Genomic DNA, 26,279 nt, shown 5'->3' with positions numbered 1-26,279 from the left:
GACGCCACGAGCTTCCCGCACACCGGCTCCCCAATGGACTAACCTCCCATCGCGCTGCCTCTCCGGCCAAGCATTTCGCCTGCAATTAGGGCCGCGTTGGGAAGCATCGGCCGCGGGCTCCGACTCAAGACCTCTGGCTGCTCGACGGATTGGCGAGTTGACCGGTGCCCATCAATAAATTTGACCTGAAGGAACTAACATGACGAATCGGCTTGATCAGACTGCACGGGCTTCCGGGGGTGAGGAGCAGGGGCATCAAAGGGTGGTTACGGTGCGCCCCACCCCGCTGAAGGAGAGGTCTTTGGCGCCCGACCTCGCACGTGGCGTCATGCTGCTGCTCATCGCTCTGGCCCATGCCCCCTACTTCCTCTACACCGCGCCCATCGGGACCATAGGCATCCACCCCGTCATAGGTAACCTGGCGGATCGCCTCGCTCAGGGCCTCACCCTGATGGCGGTCGATGCCCGCGTGTACACCATGTTCGGATTTCTGTTCGCCTACGGGATCGGGCAGATGTATGCCCGCCAGACCGCCAAAGGCACCAGCCCCACCGATGCCAGGCGTCTCCTTCGCCGGCGCCACTGGTGGATGATCGCCTTCGGCGCCGTCCATGCGGCCCTGCTGTGGCAGGGAGACATCATCGGTTCGTACGGCCTGATCGGGCTGATCATGGTTCCGCTGTTCTTCAACCGGACGGACCGCACCTTGAAGATCTGGATCGGCGTGCTGCTGGCACTCACCGCTGTCTTTGGGCTCTTGGGCGCACTGGCGTCTACGGTCACCACCGGGCAGCCAGCAACGAATCCCCAAGAAGTTCAGCTTCTCAGCATCGCCGAACCGCACTACTTGATCTCGGTGCTCGAACGGTTCCCCGCCTGGATCGCTGTCCTGATTGGCAGTCTTGTGGGCGTTTCGCTGCCGGCGGCGTTCCTCATGGGCGTGTTGGCCTCACGGCACCGGATCCTGGACAACCCCGGTGAGCACCTCGTGCTCCTCCGGCGGCTGGCCGTAGGAGGCATCACCGCCGGCTGGGCGACGGGGGCGGCCCTGGCGCTTCAGCACACCGGCGTCATCGATATCGCCCCCGACGGCGTCGTCCAACACATCAGCCTCTTCGCAGGAACCTTCGCGGGCATCGGCTACGCCGCACTGTTCGGCCTCATCGCGCACCGCGTGTCCCGGAGGTCCGCACCACCCAGCGGCCCTGTCCGGTGGGTCTCCGCCCTCGGCCGGCGCTCCATGAGCGGGTACCTCGTCCAATCCCTCGCATGGGGTCCGGTGCTCGCTGCCTGGGGACTGGGCCTCGGCGCCCAGCTCTCCAGCTGGTCCGTCCTCGCCTACGCCGTGGCGGTCTGGGCGGCCACCGTTGTCCTTGCCGTTGCCATGGAGCGCCGCGGCCTGCGCGGACCAGCCGAACTGGCACTGCGCAAACTCACCTACCGCGGCTCTGCCGCACCCAAACCCGCACCGATGGAAAACACCTGAGCACCATCCCGGTTCCATGCGAGGCAGGCCCCTGGATCCAGTGCTTGGGCGTGGTCGGCGAGATCCCAAATCCTTCGCGTTCCGCGCGAAGGGAGCTTCACCCTTGCTGGCTTTGTCGATGACGTCCTGGCAGAACTGAAGCCCCATAAGCCATCGGCATGGTCAATATCCTTCCACGAGGCCGCGCTCGCTAGGTCAGCTGTCATCAGCGCAACCTGTTCTGCTGGACCGCCGCAGGGAAATCGGGGCTGATGAAGTTGCCGGCTTCTTCCTGGGCGGCTTCGAGCTGATCGAGGACGTGCAGGGAGCTCACCGTCACCGCGGAGTTGATGCGTCCACCGGCAGTCCCCGGACTCTGTCGGTCCGGTGCGAGATCATCTCCGTGCCTGGAACGGCCGGGCCTTTGGCGGAGCGGCATCTCCGTATGGGGTGTACCGGGATGGAAGGATCGTGCTTCCGGTGTCATGCGGACTCCCTGATAGCCGTAAGAAACGGGTCGATACCAGGGTCTGGGGTAACAATCCCAGCGTGCGCGGATGAGGGTGGGATGTCAAGGTTCGCGGGACGGGCGGAAACTCCCCCGTCAGTGAACGCGGCCACCCAAGGGCCGCAGGCTGATTCTGAAGGAAGGCAGAGTGCGCTGGAACTTCATTCCCGGTATGCCTCCGGCGGGTTTGTAGGTATAGGATAACGGGCTGTTCCCTTCGGCGGACCGGCGGCAGGCGGAGGTGCCTCAGCGTCGGTTCCGGCCCGCCGGCGGAAACCAGTTCGATCACGGCGCCCTGTTCATCCACCGAGAGTGACTTCCCATGAGTGAACCGCTCCAATCAACCCCCAACCCCCTTCGGGGACGGGATGACGGTGCCGGTCCCGGCGCCGGCCTGAGTGCGCCGTTCGTCAAACGTGGCAACGTGACCGGTGCGGCGGTGTCCGCTTTCACCGCTTCCAACGCCGAAACCCTCCTCTCCGCCACCGACCCCGTCGCACAGACCCTTGAGGAAGCCCAGTTCGATCTGGGTGAAGGGCCACGCTGGGATGCTGTGCGCACCCGCCTTCCGGTCCTCATCCCCGACGTCAGGGAAAGCGCCTTTCTGCAGTGGCCGGCCTTCGGTGAGGTCCTGGCCCGGCTCGAGGTGGGTGCCCTGTTCGTCTTCCCCCTCACCGTGGGCGCCATCGACCTCGGCGTGGTCGAACTGCACCGGACCAGCCCGGGATCGCTGAGCGGAAGTGAGCGGCTCGCCGTGGAGGTTCTGGCCGGCGAGACCGCTTGGGCCCTGCTGCGCTGGACACTTCAGGATGCCCAACCTGGCGCTCCCGCCATCTTCCCGTCCGTCGGGGACTCCAACACCGGTACCGGTGCGACCCCCGGCACCGCGTCCGCGCCGGCGGGGCTGCCCAACTCCCGGCGGGAAATTCACCAGGCGACGGGCATGGTCCTTGCCCAGGCCGACGTCAGCGCGGCACAGGCCCTGCTGCTGCTCCGCGGACATGCCTTCTCCCACCAACAGACCCTCCACCAGACGGCCCTGCAGGTGATCCGCAGGGAACTCGATTTCACGCCACCTGACGGCACCTCACCGGAGCGGCCGGGACTGGCCTAGAATGCTGCAATGGCGACCATCACCCGACCCGAGCAGGTCAGCGCCGCTTTCCTCAGGCTCACCGAGACCCTCATCACGGAGTACGACGTCCTTGAACTGCTCCACATCCTCGTCGAAGAGTCCGTCAGGCTCCTCGATGCCGCCCAGGCCGGGCTCCTCCTGGCGGATCCCTATGGGGAACTCCAGCTTCTTGCCTCGACCAGCGAGGAAAGCCAGCTCGTGGAGGTCCTTCAACTTCAGGCCGGCGAGGGCCCCTGCATCGACTCCTACAAGACCGGTTCGGTGGTCACCATCGATGACATCACCGCCCTCGGCGGGCGGTGGCCCGCCTTCCAGAAAGCCGCCCTGGATCAACACTTCCTGTCCGTGCACGCCGTCCCCCTGCGCATCCACAACCGCACCATAGGAGCCATGGGATTGTTCGGTGTGAGCCGTGGGGCGCTGAGCCCGGAGGACGCCGCCATCGGTCAGGCCCTAGCTGACGTCGCGACCATCAGCCTCATCCAGGAACGCACCCTCCGTGAAAGCCAGATCGTCAATGATCAGCTCCAACGTGCCCTGAACTCACGGATCACGATTGAACAGGCCAAAGGCGTCATTTCCCACACCTCCTCCGTGGACATGAGCGAGGCCTTCGCGCGCCTGCGCGGATACGCGCGGTCGCACCGCCAGTCCCTCCACGACACCGCCGCGCAGGTCCTCAACCGCACCCTCAATCTCTGACCCAATGAGGTGAAGGGGCAAAGAAGTTTAGGACGGTGCCGTCCGTTTCAGCGCCGGCGCGCTGAATAGGGCGGCAGATGCAATGCGGACGACCTCCGGAAGCTCCTCGAAGGCCGGCTTCGCGAACCAATATCCCTGGAACAGGCGGATGCCTCGTGCCTTCAGGAAGAGGAACTCCTCCTCGGTCTCGACGCCTTCTGCGAGCACCGTGATGCCCAGCTCCGCGGCGATACCCACGATGCCGGTGACGACGGCTCGGCGGGCTCGACTGTTATCGACTCCTCGGACGAGCTTCATGTCGATTTTGAGCAGATCGGGCTGGAACTCGACCAGGAGCCCCAGCCCCGCGTGTCCGGCACCGAAGTCATCGATGGCGGTGGTGAAACCGTGCCTGCGGTATTCGGTGATGATGTTCCTGAGGTGAACGGTGTCCGCGACTTCCTCATTTTCCGTGAACTCGAACATGATCGACGAGGTCGGAAAGCCGCACCGCGCCGCTGTGAGCAGCGTCGCTCGCAGACATGCGGCAGGTTCATAGACCGCGTTCGGCATGAAGTTGATCGACAGCTTCAGGTCCTCGCCCGCGGGAAACAGGCGAGATGCAAGCTCGATGGCCTTTATGCGGCAGTCCTGATCGAAGCGGTATCTCTGCTCCGGCGAAATCTTTGACAGGACGTCATACGCGCCCTCACCCGCCAAGCCTCTGACCAGCGCCTCATAGCCCCATACGCGGTCGTCAACCGCGTCGTAAATGGGTTGGAAGGCCATGCTGAAATTAAAGTCGGGTTTTAAGGACGTCGCGCAGCCATTGCATGCCATACGGAGTGCTCCCTCACTGGTCTCGTCCACCATAGGCCACACGTCAGGACAGCCCCAAGTGCCGCAGCAGCCAATCAACCGACCCGGCGCACGCTATAGCTGCCGGCGGTGCTAGCGGAGGCGATTGAAGGACATCTGAACCGCCCGTATGCGGCTGAGGGTGTGCGTCGCCTGCCACAACCGGAGCCCGGCCGCTGGTTCACACAGCCGGTGCCCCATCCGCTGGGGGTGGGCATCAACTATTCCCCTCGATCCTGCTGCCGACTGCCGTCCGCGGGACTGAGGAGCGCGCCGGGTTGTGCACAAGTGCGCCGTCGCACCGGTGGAGGTTCCGAGGCTAGCGGGGTGGCCACGGCCCGTACACTGCTGCGTGCCTCGTGGGATCATACGGTATGGGCGAAAACGATAGTGCACCTGGCGAGAAAGCCGCCCCACGGACCGGAGTGAACGATCATGCATGGGAGCGGGAACACCGCCATCCCACTGGTGAACAAGCGAAGGCGATCGCCTCCCGTCGTCGGGATGCCGAAGCTAAGTTGAGGCAGCATCAGCAGGAGGCCCGGCATAAGGCCGAAGGGAAATCCAAAGAGCAGCACGAGTAGGAAAGGTCCGGCCAAGATAGGTCGGGCATTTCTCTTGAGTGTGCTCCTTGGTTCCGGTGAGGCTGGAGGAATCCGGCAGGCGCTGGTGCTCCAAGGTGGGGCCTGCACCGGACCGGTGAAGCGTGCCGTTGTGCTGGGCCCTGGCTCCGGCGTACCGGATCGTCTTTCCGCCTGCGGCGGGGCGTGGGCGGTCAGCGCCGGCGGTAACGTTGCACCATGGGACAGTCGAAGGGGTCGCGGGCGGCGAGTCCGACGCGATTGAGATGGGTGATCACGGCGGCATAGGAGCGCAGGACGCCGACCTCGGTGTAGGGGATGCCGAGTTGGTCACAGTGTTCGCGGACGATCACCGCGGCCCGGCGCAGGTGCGGGCGGGGCATGTCGGGGAACAGGTGGTGCTCGATTTGGAAGTTCAGGCCGCCGAACGCGGTGTTGATGAAGGAACCCCCATGCACATTGCGCGAGGTCAGCACCTGGCGCTCGAAGAAATCGGCGGTGCTGCCGGCGGGAAGCATCGGCATTCCCTTGTGGTTTGGGGCGAAGGAAGCCCCCATGTAGATCCCGAAGACGGCGATCTGAACCCCCAGGAAGGCAAGCGCCATTCCAGCCGGCAGGAACCAGAACAGCACGCCGAGGTAACTGCCGAACCGTGCTCCGATGAGCACCAGTTCCATCCACCGCCCCTTGACCGGTCCGCGCCGGGTGAGGGTCCGGATGGACTGCACGTGGAGGTTGAGGCCTTCAAGGCTCAGCAGTGGGAAGAACAGGTATCCCTGACGCCGGGTGAACCATGCCTGGAAACCTGTTCGCGGGGCTGCGTCTTCCTCCCGGAAGGCCAAGGTGCCCATGGCGATGTCTGGGTCCTTTCCCACCGTGTTGGGGTCGTTGTGGTGGCGGGTATGTTTGTCGATCCACCACGCATAGCTGATCCCCACCACCCCGGCGGCAAGGAAACGCCCGACCCGCTCGTTGACCGCCCGCGACTCGAAGATCTGCCGATGGGAGGCCTCGTGTCCCAGGAATGCGAACTGGGTGAGGATGATCCCCAGGACGCCGGCGACAATCAGTTGGAACCAGCTATCGCCCAGCATCACAAACCCTGCGGCCGCGGCACCGGCCGCGAGGACCAAGAACCCGCCGACCGTGAGGTAGAAACGCTGGCATCTTCTCAGCAGTCCCTCACCGCGCACCTGTTTCAGCAGAGCCGAATAGGAGGCGATGACACTGTTCCGTGGAGACAACGCCACCGTGTGTGGCCGGTGATCGCCGCCGCTCATCCCTGCCCGGTCCTGCAGCGGATGACCGGAGAGAGGGACATGGGATGTTTCAGGACGGGCCGCCCGGGAGGGCGTATTACCAGATTGCATGTGCTGACCCCTTGCCTGAGATCCGACCGGACCCTTTCCGGTCGTGGACGCTGGCAGGGTCTGGGACAGCAACTCCAGTCTAGATCGTCTGCTCGGCCTCCGGGGTGGAAGTTAGTCCGTGCGCCGGCGCCGGATGGGGGTAATAAGTAATGGCATCGACAGCGGCGCCTGCGATGTGAAGTCCGAGGTCAACGGCTGTTTCAGTATCCATCCCCCGGAGCAGCATTCCGAGCACCCCTGTGTAGACGAGGACAAGCTGTGAGACCAAGGCGTCGGCCTGGTTTGCACCGACGACCGGGACTGCCAGCTCCTTCAGGCGCGCGGTCAGCAGCCGGCTGTCACTGGCCAGTGCCTTCTGCAGTTCCGGTCCTGGACGAGGTGATTCAGCAGCTACCCCAAGGAACGCGCACCATCGGGCAGACGTCACACTTATCCGGTACTCCCTAAGGGCCGGGAACACAGCCAGCAACCTTTCCCTGGCGGTGGAGGCTCCATCGATGGCCAGCTGCCACGCCTCATCCCAGCGCACCAAGCGGCGTTCAAGCGCCTGAGTGATTAAACCTTCCTTGTTGCCGAAGTGCGCGTACAGAGTCGCCGGGGCCACACCCGCACTCCGAAGGATCTCGTCCACGGGCGTGGCCGCCACCCCCTGCGTAAAAGCAAGATCCTCGGTGGCGTCAAGCAATCGTTCCCGTGCGCTGGGGTGTACATTCATGCCCTCATCCTATAACGTTCGTTTCAATGAAACGATCGTTACAGCGTGGGAGCGGCTCCACGGGCCTGATTTTCACCGCGGCATCCGTGGCGCTCATCGCGGCCACCTACGGCCTGGCGAGGCTCGGATACGGCCTCTTCCTTCCCGCCTTTTCGGAAACCTTCGCCCTCACCCCCGCGATCGGCGGCCTGCTGGCTTCCGGAGCCTCCGTCACCTACTGCGTCTCAGCAGTGCTCGGATTCCGCTATGCGCCGACCCACCCCCGCGTGGTCGTTGTCCTTGCCGGGCTGACGGCCACCGGAGGAAGTGCGGGTATCGCTGCGGCCCCCGGCACGACGGTCTTCGTGGGAGCAGTACTTCTCGCAGGAATGGGCGCCGGGTTCGCCTCCCCTGCCCTAGTGGAACTCGTGCAACGCAATGTTAATGAAACAGGGCAGGAGAAGCTTCAATCGGTCGTGAACTCAGGTACCGGTTTCGGCGTCATGGCTGCCGGGACCTTCTCCTTGGTCCTTGGATCCTCTTGGCGCCTTGCCTGGGCACTGATCGCTGTCATCTCCTTCAGCGCAATGATCGGCGTACTGCAATCAGATACCTCCCGCGGTGGTTCCATCCAGAGCTCCCGTCCGGGCTCCCGCCGCCCGCCAGTACCTCGGACGCGGCATCGAAGCGCCGGTCTACGTCCGCTCAGGCGTCCGCTCACGGCCGCCTTCATTCTCGGCATCGGCAGTTCCGCGATCTGGGTCCACGGCCGGACTCTTCTTGAAGGCCATGGCGGGATGGCGGTTGAAACCTCTGCCGCCGCATGGATAGCGCTCGGTATCGGAGGAGCGGCAGCGGCACTCACCTCTTCCTGGCTGGCACGGCATACCCTCCAGACCACGTGGCTGGTCACCGTACTGGCCGTCGCGCTCGCGACCGGGATGTTCGCTATCGCGCCGCACAGCATCGCCGCCAGCTTCGGCGCGGCGGCCCTGTTCGGACTCGCCTACACCGCCACGACATCGGTGCTCATCACCTGGGCGGCTCAGACAGCAGAAAGCAACGCCGCCGGCACGTCAGTGCTCTTCATCAGCCTCGTCCTGGGGCAAGCCCTGGGAGCAACACTGATCGGCGCCCTGATCGAAACACTGGAACCCGGCCCTGCATTTATCGTCGCCGCGATCATCTGCGGCATCACCGCCCTAGGTGGCCCTTCACCCGCCAAATCACAGCGACAGGTTCCCACCCCGGTGCCGCGCTGAACCTGCCCGAGAGAGTGCCCGCTGAGGGATCGGCTTGTGCAGCGGTTCCAGTGCGCCTACGGCCCAGTTCATCGTGGCCGACAGCCGGTGTGCGAGGCGAGAATCAGCACCCGGGAGGATGACCAGGCAAAATCCCGCAGCACAGTCATGCACCTACCCCGCCGCTTCCCCATGAACCGGTCCGGCACCGGCACGGCCCAGTCCGAGACCGAAGTGTGGACACGGTCCACACCGCTCGTCGGCTCAGCGAATGATGCTCAGCGCTTCTGCTCGGCTTCGGAATTGAACTGCTGCCAGCGCCCTTCGGAGATGATGTTCACCGTGCCATCCACGACGGAGATCGCCGTTTGGTCGTCGATCGCATAAGCGGGTCCACGAATTTCCATAGCCCACAGACGCGCGCTCTCGGACGTGTTCGCGGACCACCCCGAATAGTCCAAATGGGGGAAGATCGAAAACTCCACCACACCGAGCGCTTCGTCGCCCCCACTGGGGTTCCAGTCCAAGAACTGCGCGCCGATCCGCGGAGACATCACCATGCTCCCAGCGCTCACGCCGACCCAGACGGTGTCGGTGAGGGACGGCAGCAGATCTGCCAGACCCGACTGCCGCATCCAATGCGCGAGGTAGATTGCCTCTCCCCCATCCACCAGAAGAACGTCTGCCTCCAGAACCCAGGGCAACCAGCGGGATCGTGCAACGCTGGGTAGCGCCGTCAGCTCCAGCACGCCGACTGACTTCCAACCCAGATCGAGGAGGCCCTGCTGGCCGGGCCCGAGGCGGGCCAGCGTCATCCACACCGACTGCGGTGAGCACATGGGATGTCCCCATTGCGCGGTCGGGATGAATAAGGCCTTGCAGTCCTCGATCGGCTTGCCGAGCATCTCCACCAGCCGCCCGTGAATCGAGGCATTGGTGATGCCTCCAGATGTCAGCAGAAGCCTCATTGTCGATTCCTTCCCGTCCGGGCACACGGTTCTCCTGGTTCACCAGCCCAACTGGCAGACGCGGCGATCAGACCATTCTCATCCCTCCCCCGGGCACCAACCAGACACGCGGGCGAGGTGCCGGTTTGTGGGCGACAACGGATTCGTACTCAGAGGTATGCGGGAGCCACAGCGAAAACGGCGGTCAGCACGTGCCGTTCGCGCAGCGATACTTCACGCATGAGCCGCGGTGCGTCCTCGTAGGGTACGACATCGCTCACCAGGTGCTTGCGGATCACATCGCCGTGGGAGCGAAGCAGTCTCACGGTCTCGGCGGAAAGCCGTGCCCTGTCCCAGTGCCCTGCCAGGCCGCGCGGCACCCGGCTGATCTGTGCGCAGCGCAGGTTCAGCCCGTTGTGATGGAACTCCTCCCCCAGCCGAACGGCGTCCCCTCCGCTGGTATAGAAGGCCAGATCGATGATAGTTCCCTGGGGGCGGGCGGCGCGGAGGGCCGTGTGGAGTGCTTCGGGACGTCCGCGGCACTGGAATACGACGTCGGCGCCCCGGTCCGCCGGCCCGTGGCGCCACCGTGTCTTCAATAGCCTGCCGGGATCGTCGTCAAGGTCCAGGGCGAGGAATCCCAGTTCTTCAGCCAGCCGGCGGCGGAGCGGGTCCGAGTCCGCGATGGCGACTTCCCGTGCGCCGAGTGACCGGGCGAACAAGGCGGTCAGAAGCCCGATGGGGCCGGCTCCGGTGACCAGCACCTGACGTCCATCCACACCGTCGGCGAGGGTTCGGGCCTGGCCGCCAGTTGCCTCGGCTGCGGCATGCAGCAGGCCGTTGGCGCAGATCGGTCCGAGATGTGCCACGAAGACGCCGAGCAGCGGGTCAAGGTCGTCGCCCAGCAGCACAAGGTGGTCGTTCAGCGGGTCTGCCACATGGGCGGTGGCGTGCCCGTACGCGCCGGCGAGGATATCCCCTTCCGCGAAGGCGGCGGTCCGCGATGCGGCTACTCGGGCGACCTCCATGTAGCCAAGTCGGCGAACCGGGTAAGCAGTGCCAGCGGAGTCCGGCAGGAACAGGCCCAGGTCGGAATCCAGGCGCGACCGCAGCCCCGGGTGGTCCCCCTTCACGAACGCCAGTTCGGTGCCCGCGGACAAGCCCGTGACAAGTGTCTCGAGCAGCAGTCCGCCCTCCGGGACTTCGGGCAGCTGCTCCTCGACAATTTCGAGGACTCCAGGCGCCGGGAGGACGAGGTTTCGGCGCATCATGACGGCGCTCCTGGTGCAGCGGAGCGCTCTTCGGGCAGCTTCACCGGGAGTCCGGTGCGGGCCGATTCAGCGATGGCGCAACCGAGCCGGTGGCTGCGCAGGGCCTCGGCATAGGGAGCGCGTGTGGATTCCCGCTCGCCGCGGACGGCCTGGATGAATTCCCGGTCCACCGCTACGCGGGGATCTTCCCCGCAGGCAAGATCTTTGCGGGACGTGCCGTCGAAGCTTCTGAGGCCGGATTCCGACAATTCCAGGTACAGGCCGCGGCTCACGGTGTGCAGAGCGGCGCGGTGCTTGGCCGCCAGCACGGACGTTGCAGCCAGCGTCGCGACCGCTCCCGAGGCGAAGCGCATGGTGGCCGCCGTGGCGTCGTCGACGTCGTCCGGCGCCCCGCCTGCCGGCAGCGCGTCGGCGGCAGTGGCCCCCCGGACGCCGGCGGCGTAGACCTCGACGACTTCTCCGAGCAGGAAACGTGCAGTGTCTAGGATGTGGGTCAGCTGTTCCACCACCTGGCCGCCGGAGCGGTCCACCCTGCCCCACCACGGAACCGGCGGGCGCTTGTCCAGCCAGTAGCCGTTGGCCAGCAAGGCCGGTGCCTCGGCCAGCAGGTCGCGTGCGTGCTCCATAGCGTCCATACAGCGCCAGTGGTAGCCGGTGCCCGTGATTACACCGGCGGCTCCGACGAGCACTCCAATTTCCTCGGCGGTTTCCCGGCCCAGGCCGACCGGTTTCTCCACGAACAGGGGCAGATCCCGGGCGAGTGCGGCGCGCTCACCCGGACCGTGGGCGAAGGGAGGCACGCACACATAGACCGCGTCGGCCTCCGTCAGGTCCAGCGCCGTATCGGGGTCGGTGAACGCCGGTGCTTCCAGGTCACGGGCCAGCCTTTCGGCCGCGGCCGGCTGGGCGTCGGTGACACTGGTGATCCGGACACCGAGCCTCTGCAGGTTTGAGGCATGGCGCTGCCCCACCGATCCGGCACCGATGAGGGCTACGTTCACGGTCATGGGACCTCCGAAAGTAGTTGGTCGTACAGACGCAGGTAGCTGGCAGCCATCGCCTCCGGCGTCCAGACCGACGCCGCCTCGATGCAGTCCTCAGCATTGATACTGTCCAGTTTGTGAAGGAACCCGGCCAGATCCTGTTCGTGGGCGGCAAGGAACCCGGTGCGGCCGTGCTGCACCAGTGAGGGCAGCACTCCCAGCGGCGTGCCGACGACGGGAACGCCCCGTGATAGGGCTTCCACCACCCCTGTTGCTCCGGGCTCGGCCCACCGGTTGGGCGCCAGCAGCACCTGCGCGGAACGCAGTACACGTTCCTTCACCTCGCCGCCGATTCCTCCGATCCACCGGTAACGGTCGCCGTCGAGCAACGGACGGACCTCGTCCTCGAAGTAGGCAACATCCGGATGGGACATCAACTGGGCGTCGCCGGCGGCCAGACGGCGATCCAGCTCTTCAGGATCGTTGATGCCGGCGACCGGCCCCGCGAGCACCAGCGGCAGGCCCGCCTGCCGACAGATCCGAACGGCTGCATCCTGTCCCTTGTCCCGGGTGATGCGGGCCAGCACCAGGGCGTGGTCTGCTTTGTCCGCGTGGATTTCGAGCGCCGGCGGAGCCGCCAACGGGACGACGCCGATTGTCTGGCGCCGCAGTGCCTCCGGTGCCCTGTCCAGCTGGGACTGCGATACCGCCGCGAACCGGACCCGGCCGCGGCCGTCGAATGATTCGTAGAACGCCTTGTGCTTGGCCAGGTCCCAATGCATCGTCTGCAGCACCGGCGGGGCGGCCCGGCCCATGGCGGCAAAGACGGCCGGCCCCACGACTTCAAGGTGATCGTGGACGAGATCCCAGCTGCCGCCGTCGTAGATTGCCTTCACAATCCCCTGCATCTGGGCGTGAGCGATACCCGATACCTGGTTGTAGGGCCGGGCGATCGAGGCGAACTGCGGCTCGGCCACCGGATGCAGGTAGCTGTCCGCTTCGATCGTGCTGGCGCCGACGGTGGCCAGGGTGACGTGCTGGCCGGCGCGGCGCAGTTCCGGGACCAGGGTGGCGATGACCGTTTCAATGCCGCCGTAGCCGGAAGGAGGGACGGGAAGCCATGGTCCGGCGTTGATCAGGATCCGCATGCTCAGGCCCACTTGCCGGTGGTGAAGGAGTGCTGGCCGATTTCCAGCATCGGGGGGCGTTCGGACACCCCGATGACGGTGCTGTCACCGACGTAGTGGTCGCCGTCACGCAGGAACTGGGTCAGCTCCACGGCGGGCGGGCCGGCCGGGGCGAGCCCGCGCCGGTGCAGCCGCGACTGCACGGTGAGCTGGATCTGCATCGCCATCCTGGCCAGCTCGCCATCGCTGGAGTTGCGGTGACGGCGTTCGCCGAGGTCCACCTGGGCCATGCCGCCCAGGCCGACTGTTTCCAGCACGTCGATCAGCATGCCGATCTCTACGCCGTAACCGGAGACAAACGGTATGCATTCGAGCAGGCTGCGGCGGGCGGCGTACTCACCGGCCAACGGTTGGATAACCCCAGCCAGCTGGGGCCAGAACAGATTCAGCAGGGGGCGCGCCACGAGCTCTGTCACGCGGCCACCACCCGCCGGCATGACCCGGACCCCGTTGTCGAGAGGGCGGTCGTAGTAGCTCTTGACGAACTGGATCCGCGGGTCGGTCAGCAACGGGCCGAGCAGGCCAACGGCGAACTGCGCGTCGAACCCCTGCAGGTCCGCGTCGATGAACACGATGATGTCCCCCGAGGCGATGGCAAGGGACTTCCACAGCGCTTCGCCCTTGCCGGGAATGCATCCGGCGTCCGGGAGAATCTGGTCCTGGTGCGCGATCCGCGCTCCGGCGTTCGCCGCTACGGCGGAAGTATTGTCCGTAGAGTTCGAATCAATCACGATGAGCTCATCCAGGAGCGGAGCTTCCTCCATCAACTCGACACGCAGCGCGGTGACGATCGCCCCAATGGTTGCGGCCTCATTCTTCGCAGGAAGCACCACGCTGACGCGTTGGCCCTGCTTGCGCGCCACGAGGTCCCACCGGTCGAACACGCTGCCCTGAAAACTTCGGGCCGAATACCAATCCTGGACCTCTGCACGCATGCCGGTTCCCTTTCAGCAAGGGCGCCGGTGGTCCCCGTCCCGGCTATCGATAGGATCAGCTCGAAGCCTACGGTTCCGCCAGCCCTTTGGGAATAGCTCAGTACCCTTTCAATCCGGAACCGTCGAGCGCCTGGACAGGACCGGTCCAGGTCCGGATCACGGTCCTGTCCATTGGAAACAAGCGGAAGTGAGGGCAACTGATGCAGGAAGTATGGGCCGACGGCCCACGTCCCCGTCTCGTGTTGTGGCGGCATGGCCAGACCGAATGGAACGTCCTGGAGAAGGCGCAGGGCCACGCAGACATCCCGCTCGACGCTACCGGCCGCCGCCAGGCGAGGCGGGCGGCGAACCTCCTGGCACCCCTCAAGCCCCAGTTCATCTGGTCGAGCGATCTGGAACGTGCCCGGCATACCGCTGACGAACTGGCTCGACTGACCGGCCTCGAAACGGTCCTTGACAAACGGCTACGCGAATACGATGTGGGCATCCGGCAGGGCACCACTTTCGGGGAGTTCCGTCAGCAACACCCGGATATCCATCGGAAGTTCTTCACCGAGGAGAATTACCGGGTCCCAGGCGCCGAGCTGCCCTCGGAGGTGAACGATCGGATGAAAACCGTGATGCGGGAGGCGGCCCTGGCCCTGCGGGACGGCGGAACCGGTGTCCTGGTCGGCCACGGAGCCGCCCTGCGCAGCGGACTGATGGCTTTTTTTGACGCCCCTGCCCACATGCGCGAGATGTTCGCCGGCATGGCCAACTGCGCTTGGACCGTTTTGGAAGAACACGCCGACCGCGGCTGGCAGATCATCGACTACAACGCCCGGACCCTCCCGGCCACTTCATCGATGCTGGCCGACGATTTGCCGGCGGAGCACGACGGATAGGACCAGGCCGGGACCGAACGCACGCCGCCTGCACAAGGCGCGGTACTTCTTTCGAGACCGACGCGAACTTGTCGGACCAGCCAACACCGCTCCAGTAATTCGCTTGTCCTCCTCCAGATTCCGGGAGGCGCCGCAGAGAGCTTTCACGGCGGACTGGACGCGTTCATCCATATGAGTGGGACGGCGGGCGTACTCTGCGAGCTACCTCCGGATTCGATGCACCGTCCGATTCCCGCCGGTTCGGTTTCACGGCTTCTCGTAGTCTCCCCTCCATGACCCCGATGAGTAACGTAGCCCTTGCACTGCGGTTCGTGCTATTGGCTGCCGTGTGGGGTTTGAGCTTCCTGTTCATCAAGATCGCGCTGGAGGGTCTGTCCCCTCAGCAGGTTGTACTCGGGCGGATGGTCCTGGGTGCAACAACATTGGCGATCGTGGTCGGGGCCGGACGATACCGCCTTCCTCGAGGCTTTGCCGTGTGGGCGCACCTCTTCTTCATCTCACTGTTTCTCTGTGTTATCCCTTTCACGCTGTTCGCTGTGGCAGAGACCGAAATCGATTCCGGTCTCGCCAGCATCTACAACGCGACGACACCGCTCATCACCGGGCTTATCGCTTTCGCTGCCCTTCCGGAAGAACGGCTGACACCCCGGGCTGCCGTCGGCATTCTGACCGGTTTTCTTGGAGTGGCCGTCGTGGTGGGAGTGTGGAGCCTTGGTGCCTCGGCATCAAACCTCCGCGGTCAGATGCTCTGCCTCGGAGCGACCCTGTGTTATGGAATCGCCATGGTGTGGATCCGGAAGTTCATTAGCCCCCTCCGTCTCCCTGCCGCTTCAGTGGCGTTCGTCCAGGTGGGCCTCGGCGCAGTGACCACGCTCGCCCTCGCTCCGGTCTTCTCGACCGGACCCGCTCGCCTCAACCTGCCGATTGCCGTCGCCATGCTCGGTCTGGGGTGCCTGAGCACCGGAATGGCCTATCTCTGGAACACCCAGATCATCGCGGGCTGGGGAGCGACCATTGGCTCCTCCGTCACCTATCTAACCCCGGTAGTCGGCGTGGTCGCAGGTGCGACCATTCTGGGTGAATCGCTGACCTGGCATCAGCCGCTCGGTGCCCTGATCATTGTGGCCGGCGTCGTTCTCGCCCGGTCTAAGCCTAGGGCGCGCTCAGTCGGACAACGCGTCAGCTCTCTGCCTCCCAGGGAGTAGTGGCAGCAAGGGAATCGGCGGCGGCGACCGCATTCAGGCCGGGTGACGCGCATCGACCAGGTTTCGGTGCGGTATCCAGGAACTGGTAGAACTGGGTTGGCAGAAGCCGGGAGCGCTATGCAACACACCGTGTCCAGCGTGCATCGGCGCCGCCGTCATGATGGGCATCTTGTCGGCTGGGTCGTGAGAACCCAAGATTCTGCGCAGTGACCCTTCGCACCCAGGACGATTTGACCTTCGTTTCCTCCTGAATCATCCTTCCCGCGCTCGGTGACCCATCTTCTACCGGGCGTTGATCGCTAGCCAGCAGCAATCACAAAGATTCCTGGCAAATATTCGGGCATGTGCCGATCCTGATCGAACGTGACGGAAGCTGGTGGCAGCCGCTCCAGCGGGTGGAGTAGTGCTCATCTGCGAACCCCAGTGAACAGTTCGTACGAGCGCCGCTGCCGGAGTGGAGCGTAAGATCAGCGGGTTCGTCAGGCCATTGCACGCATCTTCGGCAGGAATCGCCGGCTGGGTGCTGGTGCTGAGGACGACCCACCAGCGGGGAACTGTGAAATCTCCGAAGAGCTGGAAGTATCGGCCGAGTTATCCCCATTGAGAACCCAACACGTGAGAGACTCCCCCTCCCCCCCCACTGCTGTTCCTTCTATGTCTTCCTAGCGTGCCTCCTGACGAAGAGCGCAGTTGCGCGCCTGCGAGGTCGGTTGCGACACAACCTTTTCTTATGGTGCGGAACGCGTACCCGAGTCCCTGCTCGGCCCGGAGGTTGGAACGAATCTCCAGTCGAAGGACCCGTCGTCCCGCAGGGTCAGCCGAAGGAACCCGTGGGTGTCGCTGAACCGCTTCTCGATGTAGGACGGGCGGCTAGTGAAGGGGCGGAGATCGGTCCCCCCCGTTGACACCTGGAATGCCGTCATCCCGTCCCGGACGCACTCATCGTCGTTGTTCACCGGACACGACCGTTCGTAGTTGTGTTGTGACCCTGAGAGGGTCAGACGGACCCGGTGCTTCCACATCACGTCGATCCACGGCTTGTGGCTGGTGGCCCGCTTGTGTGACTCCGTCCTCGACGTGAAGTACGGTTCGTGGTAGACCACTGCCAGGTGCTTTCCGTCCTTCTTCGCAGCAGCGAGGTCCTTGTCCAGCCACTTCGTCGCCGCCCGGGCCTCCGACTTGTCGTACCGCCAGAGTGCAGAGGACAGGAACGCGACATGCCAGTTCCCAAAGTCCTTCGAATACGGTTCCCCGTTGAAGATCCACCCCCTCTCCTCGTTAATCGCGGACTTCTTCGAAGACCCCGGGCACTGGCCGTTCATGAAGTTGTCGAGGTTCTCATTGCGGCCCGGTTCCCAGTCGTGGTTGGGGGCGGACACCCAGTACAGCTTGGGCATCGTGCCGCCCCACAGCGGCATCCAATAGTCCACGTAGTCCTCGCAGTACGCGGTGTCGTACTGGAAATCCCCGAGCCCGAGGAACGCGTCGATCTCATCGTTCTCCACGAGCTCGGTGATCGCCGCACCGTTCCGCCCCGACGGGCTGTCAGATGCGGTGTTCTCGGCACCGTTCATATCGCCGACCGCAGCGATCCGAACCTCCTCGGGCGGTTCGGGCTCACTGGTGCACCCCGCGGTGGAGAGCGCCACGAGGGTTGCGACCGTTGCGGCCACTCCCCGAAAGGATCGGGGACGAGAAAGTGTTGACTGCATCCGATAGCTCCATGGATCCAGAGCTGCCGCCCCCCTCGAGGGGGCGGCAGACCTATGGTGGTGCGGAACTGGCCTAGCGGCGGTTGCGCTACTGCTCCGCGGTCGCAGATTATTGAATCAGGTCTCCCCTGATGCCGCGAGCATGGGGGCAGCATCGGAGCCGCTGACAGTCCGGCAGCGCTGCCGCCGATAATCACTGCGTCAAAATCGCTCATGTTTCTACGATTTCCGCGGACGGCCTGTCCGCCAAGGAACGTTGCCGTATCCGGGAAGTCACCCGCCGTCCAGGCCCCGCCGACGGTTGAAAGGGCCGGTGAATGCCCGACAACAGCAATCGCCGGCACGCTCGCAGGGGAAAAACTCTACAACGCCACTGCAAGCGAAGCCGATAACTGGGAGCCGGGAGCTGGGAGCTGGGAGCTGGGACCAGGCTCTACGCCCATCCCGCAGAAGTGACTGCCCATTGTCCCGCTGCGCCGCTCCCGGTGTGAGGCACTCCCCCACCAGCAACGGACAAGGAATTCCGTCAACGTCATATGCTAGGTAATCGGCAATTTCTGCCAGTCTCAGCATCCTCAGGGTCGGCGCGCTGAGCTGAACACCGCGGTTGCGCGTGCAAAAGCACGTTCGGCGATTCGGTGGTTGCCGAGGGTCGTCTCCGGCATAATCGGAGCATGCGAGGACGGCCTTTTGCGCGCATGTGGGGGGAGGTAGTCGGCCCCATGGGACGCAATGCCTCGGCGGCGGTTCTCGCCTGCGCGACCTTGTCAGCCACCGCGGCGGCAGCAGGGACCTTTCGCAGGATAGGGGTTGGGCGGGGCACAGTGGTCGGCCTCGTTGCCTTCGATCTTGTTGGCGGTCTGGTTGCATTCCAAATGCGCGGCACGCGGGAGAAGTATGCGCAGTCACCACTTCGCTCCCGCCTGGTCTTCGCGGTCGCCCATGTTCAGCCGATCGTCCTGCCGCTGATTGCAGACGGGTCGTGGCGGCGGGCAGCGGCGCGCTATCTGGCGGCCGTTTCCATGACAGCAGCTCTGGAGTTGGTCGTTCCGCCGCGTATGCCTCGCCGGCTGACTGCCAATGGTGTCGGGTTGGCCCTCAGCACCCTAGATCTTGTGTCGGGTCCATCTACGCAACGTTGGTTCGGCCCTGTCTACCTGATGAAGGTCATCGGTGGACACGCCGGCATTCCACGGGACATCCCGGATGTGTGAGCCGTATCCATCAGCATCCGATGCGGCGCGCTGGACACCATCCACCGGTGCTCCTCCAGACGAGGCGACCTGGCAACACCTAGCGTGATACAGCTGGCTGCACGCGTGTGCCGATCCCCTTGTTCAGCTGAGGGATTAGCTGATGCGGCACGTGGTGTGACCAGGACACCGCCTGCACGCAACAGATCTGAGATCCGTACCGTCAACGCCATCGGTCCCACGGTCGATGGTCCATGGACATGAGACTGCCTCAAGTGGGCTCATCTCCTGACCAGACGGAGCGAGCTGGGGCTAAGGCCCAGCAGTGGCCCTTCCTGACAACCGCTCTCCTACTGCCCTGGCCAAGGACACCCCGTCCTGGCATGACGCGCTCCGATTGGTCGATTCCACCCCGCTGCCCTGCGGCACGTCGCGAGAAACCGTCAAACTCTCCGATTGTGCCGGGCATGCCGGCTACGGATACTGCGCGTCACACTCGCGTAGTATCCCCCCATCCGCAGCTCACGGCGGCAGCGGTCATCGCCGCTATCGAAGGAGGCGTGAGGATCCTTCTCTCCACCGGTTCTGCGGCGCATCTCGAGGCCGGCCTGAACTTTTGCCTCGACAGGCTTCTAGTAGAGCAAGACACGGAGAAACAAGCATCAGCTAGGGTTGGAAATTCTCCATCCTATAAAGCTGAGAAGATGCATCGCGTCTAACCCAATCCCTGATGATCCATATTTCGTCAGCTTATGGCAGCGGAGCGGGCAGTGCGCTCTCGAATGGACGGATGACCCTCTCGATGTCATGACGGTGTGGTTCCTGCCGCACCCGCACCCCTCATCCAGATGCCAGGTCAGCTGGAGAAACGGACCGCTCGGGAAAGCTTTGACCCGGAGGTGACCGGTAGGCCTGCTGATGCGAGCAGTGAGAGCTTGTCTGCGTCTTGGGAAGCGGCATCCGGGTGGTACACGACAAGCATGAGACCGTCGGCACCGCCGATGCTCAGCCTTTCGCGATTGAGAAGCAGTTCGCCGACTTGTGGATGATTGAAGCGGAGCATGGTTCCCTTCTGCCCGCGCACTTCATAGCGGGCCCAGAGCTGTGCGAAGAGGGGACTGGTCAGGGAAAGCTCACCGACGAGCTCGACGAACCTGGGGTTGTCGATGTCGGTTCCCACGGACTGGCGGAGATTGGCGATGAAGCACTCCGCGACGTCCTTCCACTGCGGCTGCAGTGCCTGCTCCGCCGGGTCCAGGAACAAGTCCAGGAGCTGGTTCCTCCCGGTGTCCAGTCGTGGCGAGAGCGCTTTGGCGAGCGTGTTGGACGCGAGGATGTCGAAGTAACGCCCTTCGATGAAAGCCGGCTGATTCAGCGACTCAAGGAGCTTCAACGCCCCGGGCGGGACGATCTCCCTGCGCGGGCGGCGCTGACGCTGGCGCGGAACTTCGGCCACCAGGGACAGCAAGTGCGTGAAGTGGTCGTCATCCAGTTGCAGGACCCGGGCTATTGCTTCCAGTACCTGCAGCGACGGGTGGCGGTCGCGGCCGCGTTCGAGGCGCAGATAGTAGTCGGCGCTGATACCGGCGAGCATGGCAACCTCCTCGCGCCGGAGGCCGGGGACACGACGGACGCCGACGGCGCGGATGCCTGCTTGGGCGGGGCTGATCATTTCCCTCCGGGCTCGCAGGTAGGCCCCGAGCGCACTGGCTGGGCCACCGGTCCCGGCCCCTGAAGTTCTTCGAGCTCCCGGTACGGGTTCGCTGCGGGATGGGATTAGGGGGGGTCCTGTCACACCCCGGTCTCGGGAGGGCTCTGGTTGGGATGAGTGTGTGCGCATACCGTCGTCAACGACCCATTCACGCAATCTATTTCGATAGGACATCATGACTATCTCCTTGATCACAGGGGCCAACAAAGGCATCGGCTTCGAGACCGCTCGTCAGCTTGTGGACCTCGGGCACGTCGTCTACATCGGCGCACGCGATTCGGAGCGGGGCCGGAAGGCGGCCGAGGCCATCGGTGCGCGCTTTGTACAGCTTGACGTCACCGATGATTCTTCGGTCCGGGACGCTCTCGCGACGATTGAGGCGCGCGAAGGCCGCCTTGACGTCCTGATCCACAATGCCGGAGTTCTGCCCACGGAGCTGGACGGACCCACCGCCCTTCACGCCTTTGACACGAATGCGGTCAGCATTGTCCGTGTCACGGAGGCTGCGCTTCCCCTGCTCCGCAAGTCGGAAAACCCCAATGTTGTCGCCGTCTCAAGCACCGCTGGATCGTTCTGGGCCGTGACCAACCCCGAGCGACCCGAATTCAATCTGCCGCTGGCGCTCTACTCGGCGTCCAAAGCTGCGGCGACCATGCTCACCGTGCAGTACGCCAAGTCCCAGCCAGGCATCAAGTTCAATGCCGTCGAACCCGGTACGACCGCCACCGACATGACAGCAGCCTTCGGAGTGGGCCGGCCGGTGGAGGAGTCCGCCCGCGTCGTGGTCCGCCTGGCGACCCTTGGTGCGGACGGCCCCACCGGCACGCTGCAGGACGAGAACGGCAACGTTTCCTGGTAGCGGCCGGGCCGCGGTGCTGAGGTGAGCGCCCCGCGCTCACCTCAGTACCCCGTCCCTGCCATCGGCTCCGAATGTTCTCCCACGCCCACGCCCTTCCGCACCAGAGAGATGACATCTTGACCAGCACCACCACACACGAATCCGCACGAGAATCCACACCCCACCGGCCTGCCTCCTGGGGAGGCGTTATCTCCCTGGGCATCGGGATTTTCGCCATCGTGATGTCCGAATTCCTTCCTGCGAGCCTGCTGCCGCGGATCGCGGACGACCTGGAGGTATCCATTGGTGCCGCGGGCCAAAGCGTCACCGTGACCGCCATCGCCGGCGCGTTCGCGGCGCTGCTCATCGCCGTGGTGCTTCCACGGATGGACCGCCGCTTCGTCATGATCGGCCTGACCGCACTGGCCATCGTGTCCAATGTCATCGTGGCCCTGGCACCCAGCCTGACCGTGCTGCTTCTGGCACGGGTCCTCCTCGGCATCGCGCTGGGCGGTTTCTGGGCCATGGCCACCGCGATGGCGGCCAGGCTGGTTCCCGGTGACCACCTCGGCCGCGCCCTGACCATCATCAACGCCGGCGTGTCCGTCGCGACCGTCGTCGCTGTTCCCCTTGGCGCGTGGCTGGGAGAAATCTGGGGCTGGCGCGGGGTGTTCTTCCTCGGCGCCGGCGTCGGGCTCATCGCGCTCATCGCGCAGACGGCCACCCTGCCGCACCTCATCCCAACGGCCGTCAGCGGCCTGCGCGCCCTTGGAGCCACGCTGCGCTCGGGTATCGTCATCGCCGGCCTCACCGCCATCCTGCTGATCTTCGGCGGCCACTTCAGCGGCTTCACCTACATCCGCCCGGCAGCGGAAAGCGTCTCGAACATCGACGCCGGGGGCCTGGCTGTCATGCTCCTGGTCTTCGGCATCGCCAATGTCCTGGGCACCGCCCTGAGCGGGCCCATCGTCGACCGGTCCCTCCGCGCCGCGGTCTTCCTGTTCCCCCTCCTGGTGGCCGCCGGCATGCTGACCATGGTCCTGACCAGCGGATCGACCGCCGGCCTGTTCATCGCCGTCGCCCTATGGGGCTTCGGCTTCGGCGGCGTCCCGACGACCGTCCTGAGCTGGGGAGCGCACACCGAACCGGCACGCCTGGAACAAATCGGCGGCCTCATCGTCACCGTCTGCAATACCGCAATCGCGGTCGGCGCAATCATCGGGGGCGTGCTGGTCGACAGCGTATCGGCCAGCGCAACCCTCATCATCGGCGGTATCCTCGCCCTCCTCGGCGGACTGGTCCTCACCAGCCTCCGCCGACGGGCGAACCACATCCCCACTCCAGTAAGCAACTAAACCCCCGCCCGGCGGCGGCTCATAAGTCGAACCGCCGCCGGACGGGACCGGCTGCATCCCAGCATCGCGAGTCACAACCCCACTTTCAAGGCCAGCGCACCCGCGCCACGCCTGCCCTAAGGAGCACTTTTTATGACAACCATCGGCATACTCGGTGCTGGCCAGGCCGGCAGCACGCTCGCTCGTGCTTCAGTGGCGGCAGGTTACACCGTCGTCATCGCTAACTCACGTAACCCCGAAACCCTGACAGGACTGGTTCGCGAGCTCGGCCCGCTGGCCTCCGCCGCATACGCGACCGACGCGGCAGCCGCAGCGGATGTCGCCTTCCTGGGCTTTCCCTACTCCCCGGACGACCTCCTGCCGGCCGAAGGGCTCGCCGGGAAGATCGTCATCGATAACAACAACTACATGGTTTGGCGCGACGGCCACTTCCCCGACGTCGACTCCGGCCTGAAGACCATCCACGAACTGCGCCAAGAGCAGCTTCCGGCCTCGAAAATCGTCAAGGCGTTCACCCATGTCCAGTTCCACGCACGGGCCCAGATCCGCGTCCCCAGCGACACCCAGCCTGCTCTGATCCGTCTGGCCCGACCCGCCGGTGCTGCGGATCGGAAAGCCCTGGTTGTCTCCAGTGACTACCCCGAGGCCGTCGAGTTCGTCACGGACTTCTACAACGACCTTGGCTTCGATGCTGTCGAGAACAGTCCCCTGAAAGAATCCTGGCGCAGCGCCCCAGGCACCCCGATGTGGCGACACCACGTCGACGGCCAGAGCAGGGAGGAGCTCATCCGCAACCTGCAGCTCGCGCGCCGCCTCGGCCGCTGATCCGGGATACCCACCCCACATACTCCCTCCCCGACGATTAGGAGAACAAGAAATCATGAGCACCGCAGGCATTACCCCCAGCACCTCCCCGCGACAGGCCAGCGCTCCCAGCATGAAAATCGACGTGTGGGCCGACATCATGTGCCCCTGGTGCTACATGGGCAAGCGGCGCCTGGAAGAAGCGGTGCAGTCCTTCACCGGCGCCTCGCACATGGAAAACCGTTCGATTGAAGTGGAGTTTCACAGCTTCGAACTCGCGCCAGAACTGCCCCCCGGTCAGACCCAGTCCGTTCTGGACTTCAACGTGGCCAACAGGGGCATGAGCCCAGACCAGGCTGCAGCCCTGCTGGAGGAAGTCACCGAGCGGGGCCGGGGTCTTGGACTCGATCTGAACTTTGACACCGCCCTGCTCACGAACACCTCACGCGCCCACCAGCTCATCCACTACAGCAAGGCACACGGCAAGCAACTGGAAGCGGAGGAAGCAGTCTTTGCCGCATACTTCACTCACGGCCGCAACGTCTCCGATCTTGAACAGCTCGGGCAGATCGCCGAGGGGATCGGACTCGATCGTGACGACGCCGTGCGTGCCCTGCAGGCGGAAGAACACCTCGAGGCGGTGCGGTCCGACCAGGCTGCCGCCGGCTCCTACGGGATCCGCAGCGTGCCGTTCTTCGTCATCGACGGAAAGTACGGTCTCGCGGGTCTGCAGGACGCTTCGGTGATGGCAGAAGCGCTCGACAAGGCATGGTCCGAGAGGTCACTTACCGCCCATTCGAAACCATGAACGGCGACTGCGGCCAACACCGCCCCAGCAGCCCTAGGTCCGCTCCCTCGGACGTCGGAAGCCGCCGTTGACCCGCCCAGATTGGGAGCACCCGGACCGGGTGCGTCGGTCATCTTTCAGGAGACCTCGACCAAGATGGCGATGATCTGGATCGATCGGAATAGAACCTGTACTTGCGCAGTTACACCTAATGGCGAGTACAACCTCCGCACCTTTCTAGCGGAGGTCTTCGTGACTATTTGATGATTGACGGCCACCTTGGCACAGAGAAGAACAGGAAAGCACCACCATGTCTGATTTCAACCTGCGGGACTTTTACGAGCGCTACATCGAGGCGTTGAACGCGCACGAGTTCGACCGGATGGATGAGTTCGTCCACGAATCGATCGTCATGCACAGCGAGCCAAGCACCCGTGAGGCGCTGGTCGCTCAGCTGCACAGCATCATCGACCCGGTTCCGGACTTCCATTGGGAGACCCAGGAGTTGGCTATCCATGGTGACAGCCTCGCCGTTCGCCTGATCAATACCGGAACCCCCACCAAGGAATGGCTTGGCGCCGCACCGACCGGCAGGAAGTTCGAGATCGTCGAGTACGCCATCTACACCGTGCGGGACGGCAAGTTCGTGCACATGTCGGCACTTCACGACGCGGAGGCTCTGCAGAAGCAGCTCGCCAGCTAGCGGCGTCCCACGCCAGGGGCTGCGAAGCCGCATGCGGGCGGGGTTCGATCTCCCGATCAACCCCCGCCCGCTGCGCATGGGCGCCGGCGCAGGATCGGCCAGAAACCGGACACCTGTGCCGGTCCGTGCGAACGCCCCGGCGGGCTCGTCGCCCGCACCTCAGCCGGTCCCGGGACCTTCGTGTTCGCAGGTCCCGGAGACCCGCTAAGCTTCACCCGAGACCCGCGTGTCATGTATAGAGCAGGAAGGTGACGCCGTGAAATCCGTAAATCTTGGAGGGCGGCCCAGGGAGTTTGACACTGACCAGGCCCTGGAGCGGGCGATGCGGGTGTTCTGGGCGCAAGGCTATGAGGGCACCAGCCTCACAGACCTCACCGACGCGCTAGGCATCACACGCTCGAGCATGTACGCGGCGTTTGGCAACAAGGAATCCCTCTTCCGCAAGGCGATGACGCGGTACGCGGCCGGCCCCGCCGCCTATGTGAGCCGCGCACTCGAACGCGACACCGCGGCGGAGGTAGCGCACGCGTTCGTGATGGGCGCCGTCGAGGCAACCACCCTCCCCGATTCGCCCCCGGGATGCCTGAGCGTTCAGGGTTCCCTCGCTGCGGGAAAGGCCGGGGCCGTGGCACGGGATGCGCTCATCGCATGGCGTGAGGACGGCTACACCGGCCTCCGACGGCGGTTCGAACAAGCGGCGGCTCTCGGAGACCTGCCCCCACAGGCCAACCCGCATCTTCTCGCGCGGTACCTCATGACGGTCGTCAATGGCATCGCCGTGCAGGCCGCCAGCGGGGCCCCGCGCTCCGACCTCGAGGACGTCGCCGACCTGGCGCTGCGCAATCTGCCGCTGACATCCTGAGACCCATCCCCGCCCTCGCGTACCTTCTACCGGCACTACCGTCACCGCGACCGAGCACTTTGCGGCCATTATTTCCGTCGCTGTCCACGCCGAGGAGGTCGGCTTCGACATCTACGCCATTGGCGAGCACCACAACCGGCGCTTCATCTCGTCGTCCAACACGACCATCCTCGGCTACATCGAGGCTTTGACGTCGCAGATCACCCTATCGACGTCCACGACTCTGATCACCACCAGCGACCCGGTAAAGATCGCGGAGGATTTCGCAACCCTGCAGCACCTCGCGGGAGGCCGCGTCGACCTCATGCTCAGCCGCGGCAACACGGGGCCTGTCTATCCGTGGTTCGGCAAAGACATCCGCGAAGGAGG

At 64.8% G+C, this 26,279-nt stretch carries 23 protein-coding genes and 2 pseudogenes; 15 read left to right on the top strand and 10 right to left on the bottom strand.

Annotated elements, in window-relative coordinates; genetic code table 11:
• Nucleotides 1-199: 199 nt before the first annotated feature.
• From GVV77_RS14720 to GVV77_RS14710, 3 genes are all read left to right on the top strand, one after another.
• The gene (locus tag GVV77_RS14720) at nt 200-1,486 is read left to right on the top strand and encodes a DUF418 domain-containing protein (RefSeq protein WP_159619594.1); all 1,287 of its coding nucleotides are present in this window, start codon (nt 200-202) and stop codon (nt 1,484-1,486) included.
• Nucleotides 1,487-2,295: 809 nt separating this feature from the next.
• Nucleotides 2,296-3,087, top strand: coding sequence for a GAF and ANTAR domain-containing protein (locus GVV77_RS14715; RefSeq protein ID WP_246199849.1), 792 nt, complete (start codon nt 2,296-2,298; stop codon nt 3,085-3,087).
• A 9-nt stretch (nt 3,088-3,096) separates the two neighbouring features.
• Nucleotides 3,097-3,810, top strand: coding sequence for a GAF and ANTAR domain-containing protein (locus GVV77_RS14710; protein WP_159619592.1), 714 nt, complete (start codon nt 3,097-3,099; stop codon nt 3,808-3,810).
• Between the two features lie 27 nt (nt 3,811-3,837).
• Here the strand turns inward: GVV77_RS14710 and GVV77_RS14705 are convergent, their stop codons facing one another.
• The 3 genes from GVV77_RS14705 to GVV77_RS14695 form a co-directional block, all read right to left on the bottom strand.
• Complete coding sequence (locus GVV77_RS14705; protein ID WP_246199848.1) at nt 3,838-4,578, bottom strand: EAL domain-containing protein; 741 nt, start codon at nt 4,576-4,578, stop codon at nt 3,838-3,840.
• Between the two features lie 844 nt (nt 4,579-5,422).
• Nucleotides 5,423-6,508, bottom strand: a complete 1,086-nt coding sequence (locus GVV77_RS14700) for a fatty acid desaturase family protein (protein ID WP_159619588.1) — start codon at nt 6,506-6,508, stop codon at nt 5,423-5,425.
• A gap of 169 nt (nt 6,509-6,677) precedes the next feature.
• Complete coding sequence (locus GVV77_RS14695; protein ID WP_159619586.1) at nt 6,678-7,313, bottom strand: TetR/AcrR family transcriptional regulator; 636 nt, start codon at nt 7,311-7,313, stop codon at nt 6,678-6,680.
• Between the two features lie 26 nt (nt 7,314-7,339).
• Here GVV77_RS14695 and GVV77_RS14690 point away from each other — a divergent pair, with 26 nt between their 5' ends.
• The gene (locus GVV77_RS14690) at nt 7,340-8,554 is read left to right on the top strand and encodes an MFS transporter (RefSeq protein WP_159619584.1); all 1,215 of its coding nucleotides are present in this window, start codon (nt 7,340-7,342) and stop codon (nt 8,552-8,554) included.
• A gap of 257 nt (nt 8,555-8,811) precedes the next feature.
• Here GVV77_RS14690 and GVV77_RS14685 read toward each other — a convergent pair whose 3' ends face one another.
• The 5 genes from GVV77_RS14685 to GVV77_RS14665 form a co-directional block, all read right to left on the bottom strand.
• Entirely contained in the window at nt 8,812-9,501 is a 690-nt protein-coding gene (locus GVV77_RS14685; protein WP_159619582.1) for a Type 1 glutamine amidotransferase-like domain-containing protein, read from the bottom strand.
• Between the two features lie 149 nt (nt 9,502-9,650).
• Nucleotides 9,651-10,751: a zinc-binding dehydrogenase gene (locus tag GVV77_RS14680; protein ID WP_159619580.1), complete on the bottom strand. Its 1,101-nt coding sequence runs from the start codon at nt 10,749-10,751 to the stop codon at nt 9,651-9,653.
• Nucleotides 10,748-11,758, bottom strand: coding sequence for a Gfo/Idh/MocA family protein (locus GVV77_RS14675; protein WP_159619578.1), 1,011 nt, complete (start codon nt 11,756-11,758; stop codon nt 10,748-10,750). Before GVV77_RS14675 ends, GVV77_RS14680 begins: the two co-directional genes overlap by 4 nt.
• Nucleotides 11,755-12,882 carry a glycosyltransferase gene (locus GVV77_RS14670; RefSeq protein ID WP_246199847.1) on the bottom strand — a complete coding sequence of 376 codons (1,128 nt, stop codon included), beginning with the start codon at nt 12,880-12,882 and terminating at the stop codon, nt 11,755-11,757. Before GVV77_RS14670 ends, GVV77_RS14675 begins: the two co-directional genes overlap by 4 nt.
• Before the next feature lie 2 nt (nt 12,883-12,884).
• On the bottom strand, nt 12,885-13,856 hold the full coding sequence (locus tag GVV77_RS14665) for a glucosyl-3-phosphoglycerate synthase (RefSeq protein ID WP_159619576.1): 972 nt from the start codon (nt 13,854-13,856) through the stop codon (nt 12,885-12,887).
• Between the two features lie 200 nt (nt 13,857-14,056).
• On the opposite strand from GVV77_RS14665, the gene GVV77_RS14660 reads away from it, so the two are divergent.
• Both GVV77_RS14660 and GVV77_RS14655 read left to right on the top strand, forming a co-directional pair.
• The gene (locus GVV77_RS14660) at nt 14,057-14,740 is read left to right on the top strand and encodes a histidine phosphatase family protein (RefSeq protein WP_159619574.1); all 684 of its coding nucleotides are present in this window, start codon (nt 14,057-14,059) and stop codon (nt 14,738-14,740) included.
• Between the two features lie 272 nt (nt 14,741-15,012).
• Nucleotides 15,013-15,945 carry a DMT family transporter gene (locus GVV77_RS14655; RefSeq protein ID WP_201293251.1) on the top strand — a complete coding sequence of 311 codons (933 nt, stop codon included), beginning with the start codon at nt 15,013-15,015 and terminating at the stop codon, nt 15,943-15,945.
• 728 nt (nt 15,946-16,673) lie between these two features.
• Here the strand turns inward: GVV77_RS14655 and GVV77_RS14650 are convergent.
• Nucleotides 16,674-17,618: a metallophosphoesterase family protein gene (locus GVV77_RS14650; RefSeq protein WP_246199846.1), complete on the bottom strand. Its 945-nt coding sequence runs from the start codon at nt 17,616-17,618 to the stop codon at nt 16,674-16,676.
• Between the two features lie 761 nt (nt 17,619-18,379).
• On the opposite strand from GVV77_RS14650, the gene GVV77_RS14645 reads away from it, so the two are divergent.
• Both GVV77_RS14645 and GVV77_RS14640 read left to right on the top strand, forming a co-directional pair.
• The gene (locus GVV77_RS14645) at nt 18,380-18,871 is read left to right on the top strand and encodes a hypothetical protein (RefSeq protein ID WP_159619570.1); all 492 of its coding nucleotides are present in this window, start codon (nt 18,380-18,382) and stop codon (nt 18,869-18,871) included.
• A 331-nt stretch (nt 18,872-19,202) separates the two neighbouring features.
• Nucleotides 19,203-19,352: pseudogene (locus GVV77_RS14640) on the top strand (IS982 family transposase); the annotation flags it as partial.
• Between the two features lie 354 nt (nt 19,353-19,706).
• On the opposite strand, the gene GVV77_RS14635 reads toward GVV77_RS14640, so the two are convergent.
• A complete protein-coding gene (locus GVV77_RS14635; RefSeq protein ID WP_425483374.1) occupies nt 19,707-20,627 on the bottom strand; it encodes a helix-turn-helix transcriptional regulator in 921 nt (306 codons plus the stop codon).
• Nucleotides 20,628-20,736: 109 nt separating this feature from the next.
• Between GVV77_RS14635 and GVV77_RS14630 the strand changes: the two genes are divergently transcribed.
• The 7 genes and pseudogenes from GVV77_RS14630 to GVV77_RS14600 form a co-directional block, all read left to right on the top strand.
• Nucleotides 20,737-21,420: an SDR family NAD(P)-dependent oxidoreductase gene (locus GVV77_RS14630; protein WP_159619568.1), complete on the top strand. Its 684-nt coding sequence runs from the start codon at nt 20,737-20,739 to the stop codon at nt 21,418-21,420.
• 116 nt (nt 21,421-21,536) lie between these two features.
• Entirely contained in the window at nt 21,537-22,754 is a 1,218-nt protein-coding gene (locus GVV77_RS14625) for an MFS transporter (RefSeq protein ID WP_201293250.1), read from the top strand.
• Between the two features lie 132 nt (nt 22,755-22,886).
• On the top strand, nt 22,887-23,579 hold the full coding sequence (locus tag GVV77_RS14620; RefSeq protein ID WP_159619564.1) for an NADPH-dependent F420 reductase: 693 nt from the start codon (nt 22,887-22,889) through the stop codon (nt 23,577-23,579).
• 112 nt (nt 23,580-23,691) lie between these two features.
• Nucleotides 23,692-24,366, top strand: coding sequence for a DsbA family oxidoreductase (locus tag GVV77_RS14615; RefSeq protein ID WP_159619562.1), 675 nt, complete (start codon nt 23,692-23,694; stop codon nt 24,364-24,366).
• Between the two features lie 289 nt (nt 24,367-24,655).
• On the top strand, nt 24,656-25,048 hold the full coding sequence (locus GVV77_RS14610; protein ID WP_159619560.1) for an ester cyclase: 393 nt from the start codon (nt 24,656-24,658) through the stop codon (nt 25,046-25,048).
• A 256-nt stretch (nt 25,049-25,304) separates the two neighbouring features.
• The gene (locus tag GVV77_RS14605; protein WP_246199844.1) at nt 25,305-25,910 is read left to right on the top strand and encodes a TetR/AcrR family transcriptional regulator; all 606 of its coding nucleotides are present in this window, start codon (nt 25,305-25,307) and stop codon (nt 25,908-25,910) included.
• A gap of 22 nt (nt 25,911-25,932) precedes the next feature.
• Nucleotides 25,933-26,277: pseudogene (locus tag GVV77_RS14600) on the top strand (LLM class flavin-dependent oxidoreductase); the annotation flags it as partial.
• Nucleotides 26,278-26,279: the final 2 nt, after the last annotated feature.

Source organism: Arthrobacter zhaoguopingii (assembly GCF_009828605.1).
Taxonomy (GTDB): Bacteria; Actinomycetota; Actinomycetes; order Actinomycetales; family Micrococcaceae; genus Arthrobacter_D; species Arthrobacter_D zhaoguopingii.
This window is presented reverse-complemented; position numbering and strand designations above follow the sequence as displayed.

What these genes read in the sequence shown, in the direction of transcription:
- GVV77_RS14700 (WP_159619588.1), bottom strand. Translation starts at nt 6,508, where the DNA reads ATGAGCGGCGGCGATCACCGGCCACACACGGTGGCGTTGTCTCCACGG.
- GVV77_RS14665 (WP_159619576.1), bottom strand. Translation starts at nt 13,856, where the DNA reads ATGCGTGCAGAGGTCCAGGATTGGTATTCGGCCCGAAGTTTTCAGGGC.
- GVV77_RS14720 (WP_159619594.1), top strand. Translation starts at nt 200, where the DNA reads ATGACGAATCGGCTTGATCAGACTGCACGGGCTTCCGGGGGTGAGGAG.
- GVV77_RS14680 (WP_159619580.1), bottom strand. Translation starts at nt 10,751, where the DNA reads ATGATGCGCCGAAACCTCGTCCTCCCGGCGCCTGGAGTCCTCGAAATT.
- GVV77_RS14660 (WP_159619574.1), top strand. Translation starts at nt 14,057, where the DNA reads ATGCAGGAAGTATGGGCCGACGGCCCACGTCCCCGTCTCGTGTTGTGG.
- GVV77_RS14620 (WP_159619564.1), top strand. Translation starts at nt 22,887, where the DNA reads ATGACAACCATCGGCATACTCGGTGCTGGCCAGGCCGGCAGCACGCTC.
- GVV77_RS14710 (WP_159619592.1), top strand. Translation starts at nt 3,097, where the DNA reads ATGGCGACCATCACCCGACCCGAGCAGGTCAGCGCCGCTTTCCTCAGG.
- GVV77_RS14630 (WP_159619568.1), top strand. Translation starts at nt 20,737, where the DNA reads ATGACTATCTCCTTGATCACAGGGGCCAACAAAGGCATCGGCTTCGAG.
- GVV77_RS14675 (WP_159619578.1), bottom strand. Translation starts at nt 11,758, where the DNA reads ATGACCGTGAACGTAGCCCTCATCGGTGCCGGATCGGTGGGGCAGCGC.
- GVV77_RS14690 (WP_159619584.1), top strand. Translation starts at nt 7,340, where the DNA reads ATGAAACGATCGTTACAGCGTGGGAGCGGCTCCACGGGCCTGATTTTC.
- GVV77_RS14685 (WP_159619582.1), bottom strand. Translation starts at nt 9,501, where the DNA reads ATGAGGCTTCTGCTGACATCTGGAGGCATCACCAATGCCTCGATTCAC.
- GVV77_RS14655 (WP_201293251.1), top strand. Translation starts at nt 15,013, where the DNA reads ATGACCCCGATGAGTAACGTAGCCCTTGCACTGCGGTTCGTGCTATTG.
- GVV77_RS14705 (WP_246199848.1), bottom strand. Translation starts at nt 4,578, where the DNA reads ATGGCCTTCCAACCCATTTACGACGCGGTTGACGACCGCGTATGGGGC.
- GVV77_RS14610 (WP_159619560.1), top strand. Translation starts at nt 24,656, where the DNA reads ATGTCTGATTTCAACCTGCGGGACTTTTACGAGCGCTACATCGAGGCG.
- GVV77_RS14715 (WP_246199849.1), top strand. Translation starts at nt 2,296, where the DNA reads ATGAGTGAACCGCTCCAATCAACCCCCAACCCCCTTCGGGGACGGGAT.
- GVV77_RS14670 (WP_246199847.1), bottom strand. Translation starts at nt 12,882, where the DNA reads ATGCGGATCCTGATCAACGCCGGACCATGGCTTCCCGTCCCTCCTTCC.
- GVV77_RS14615 (WP_159619562.1), top strand. Translation starts at nt 23,692, where the DNA reads ATGAAAATCGACGTGTGGGCCGACATCATGTGCCCCTGGTGCTACATG.
- GVV77_RS14695 (WP_159619586.1), bottom strand. Translation starts at nt 7,313, where the DNA reads ATGAATGTACACCCCAGCGCACGGGAACGATTGCTTGACGCCACCGAG.
- GVV77_RS14645 (WP_159619570.1), top strand. Translation starts at nt 18,380, where the DNA reads ATGGGACGCAATGCCTCGGCGGCGGTTCTCGCCTGCGCGACCTTGTCA.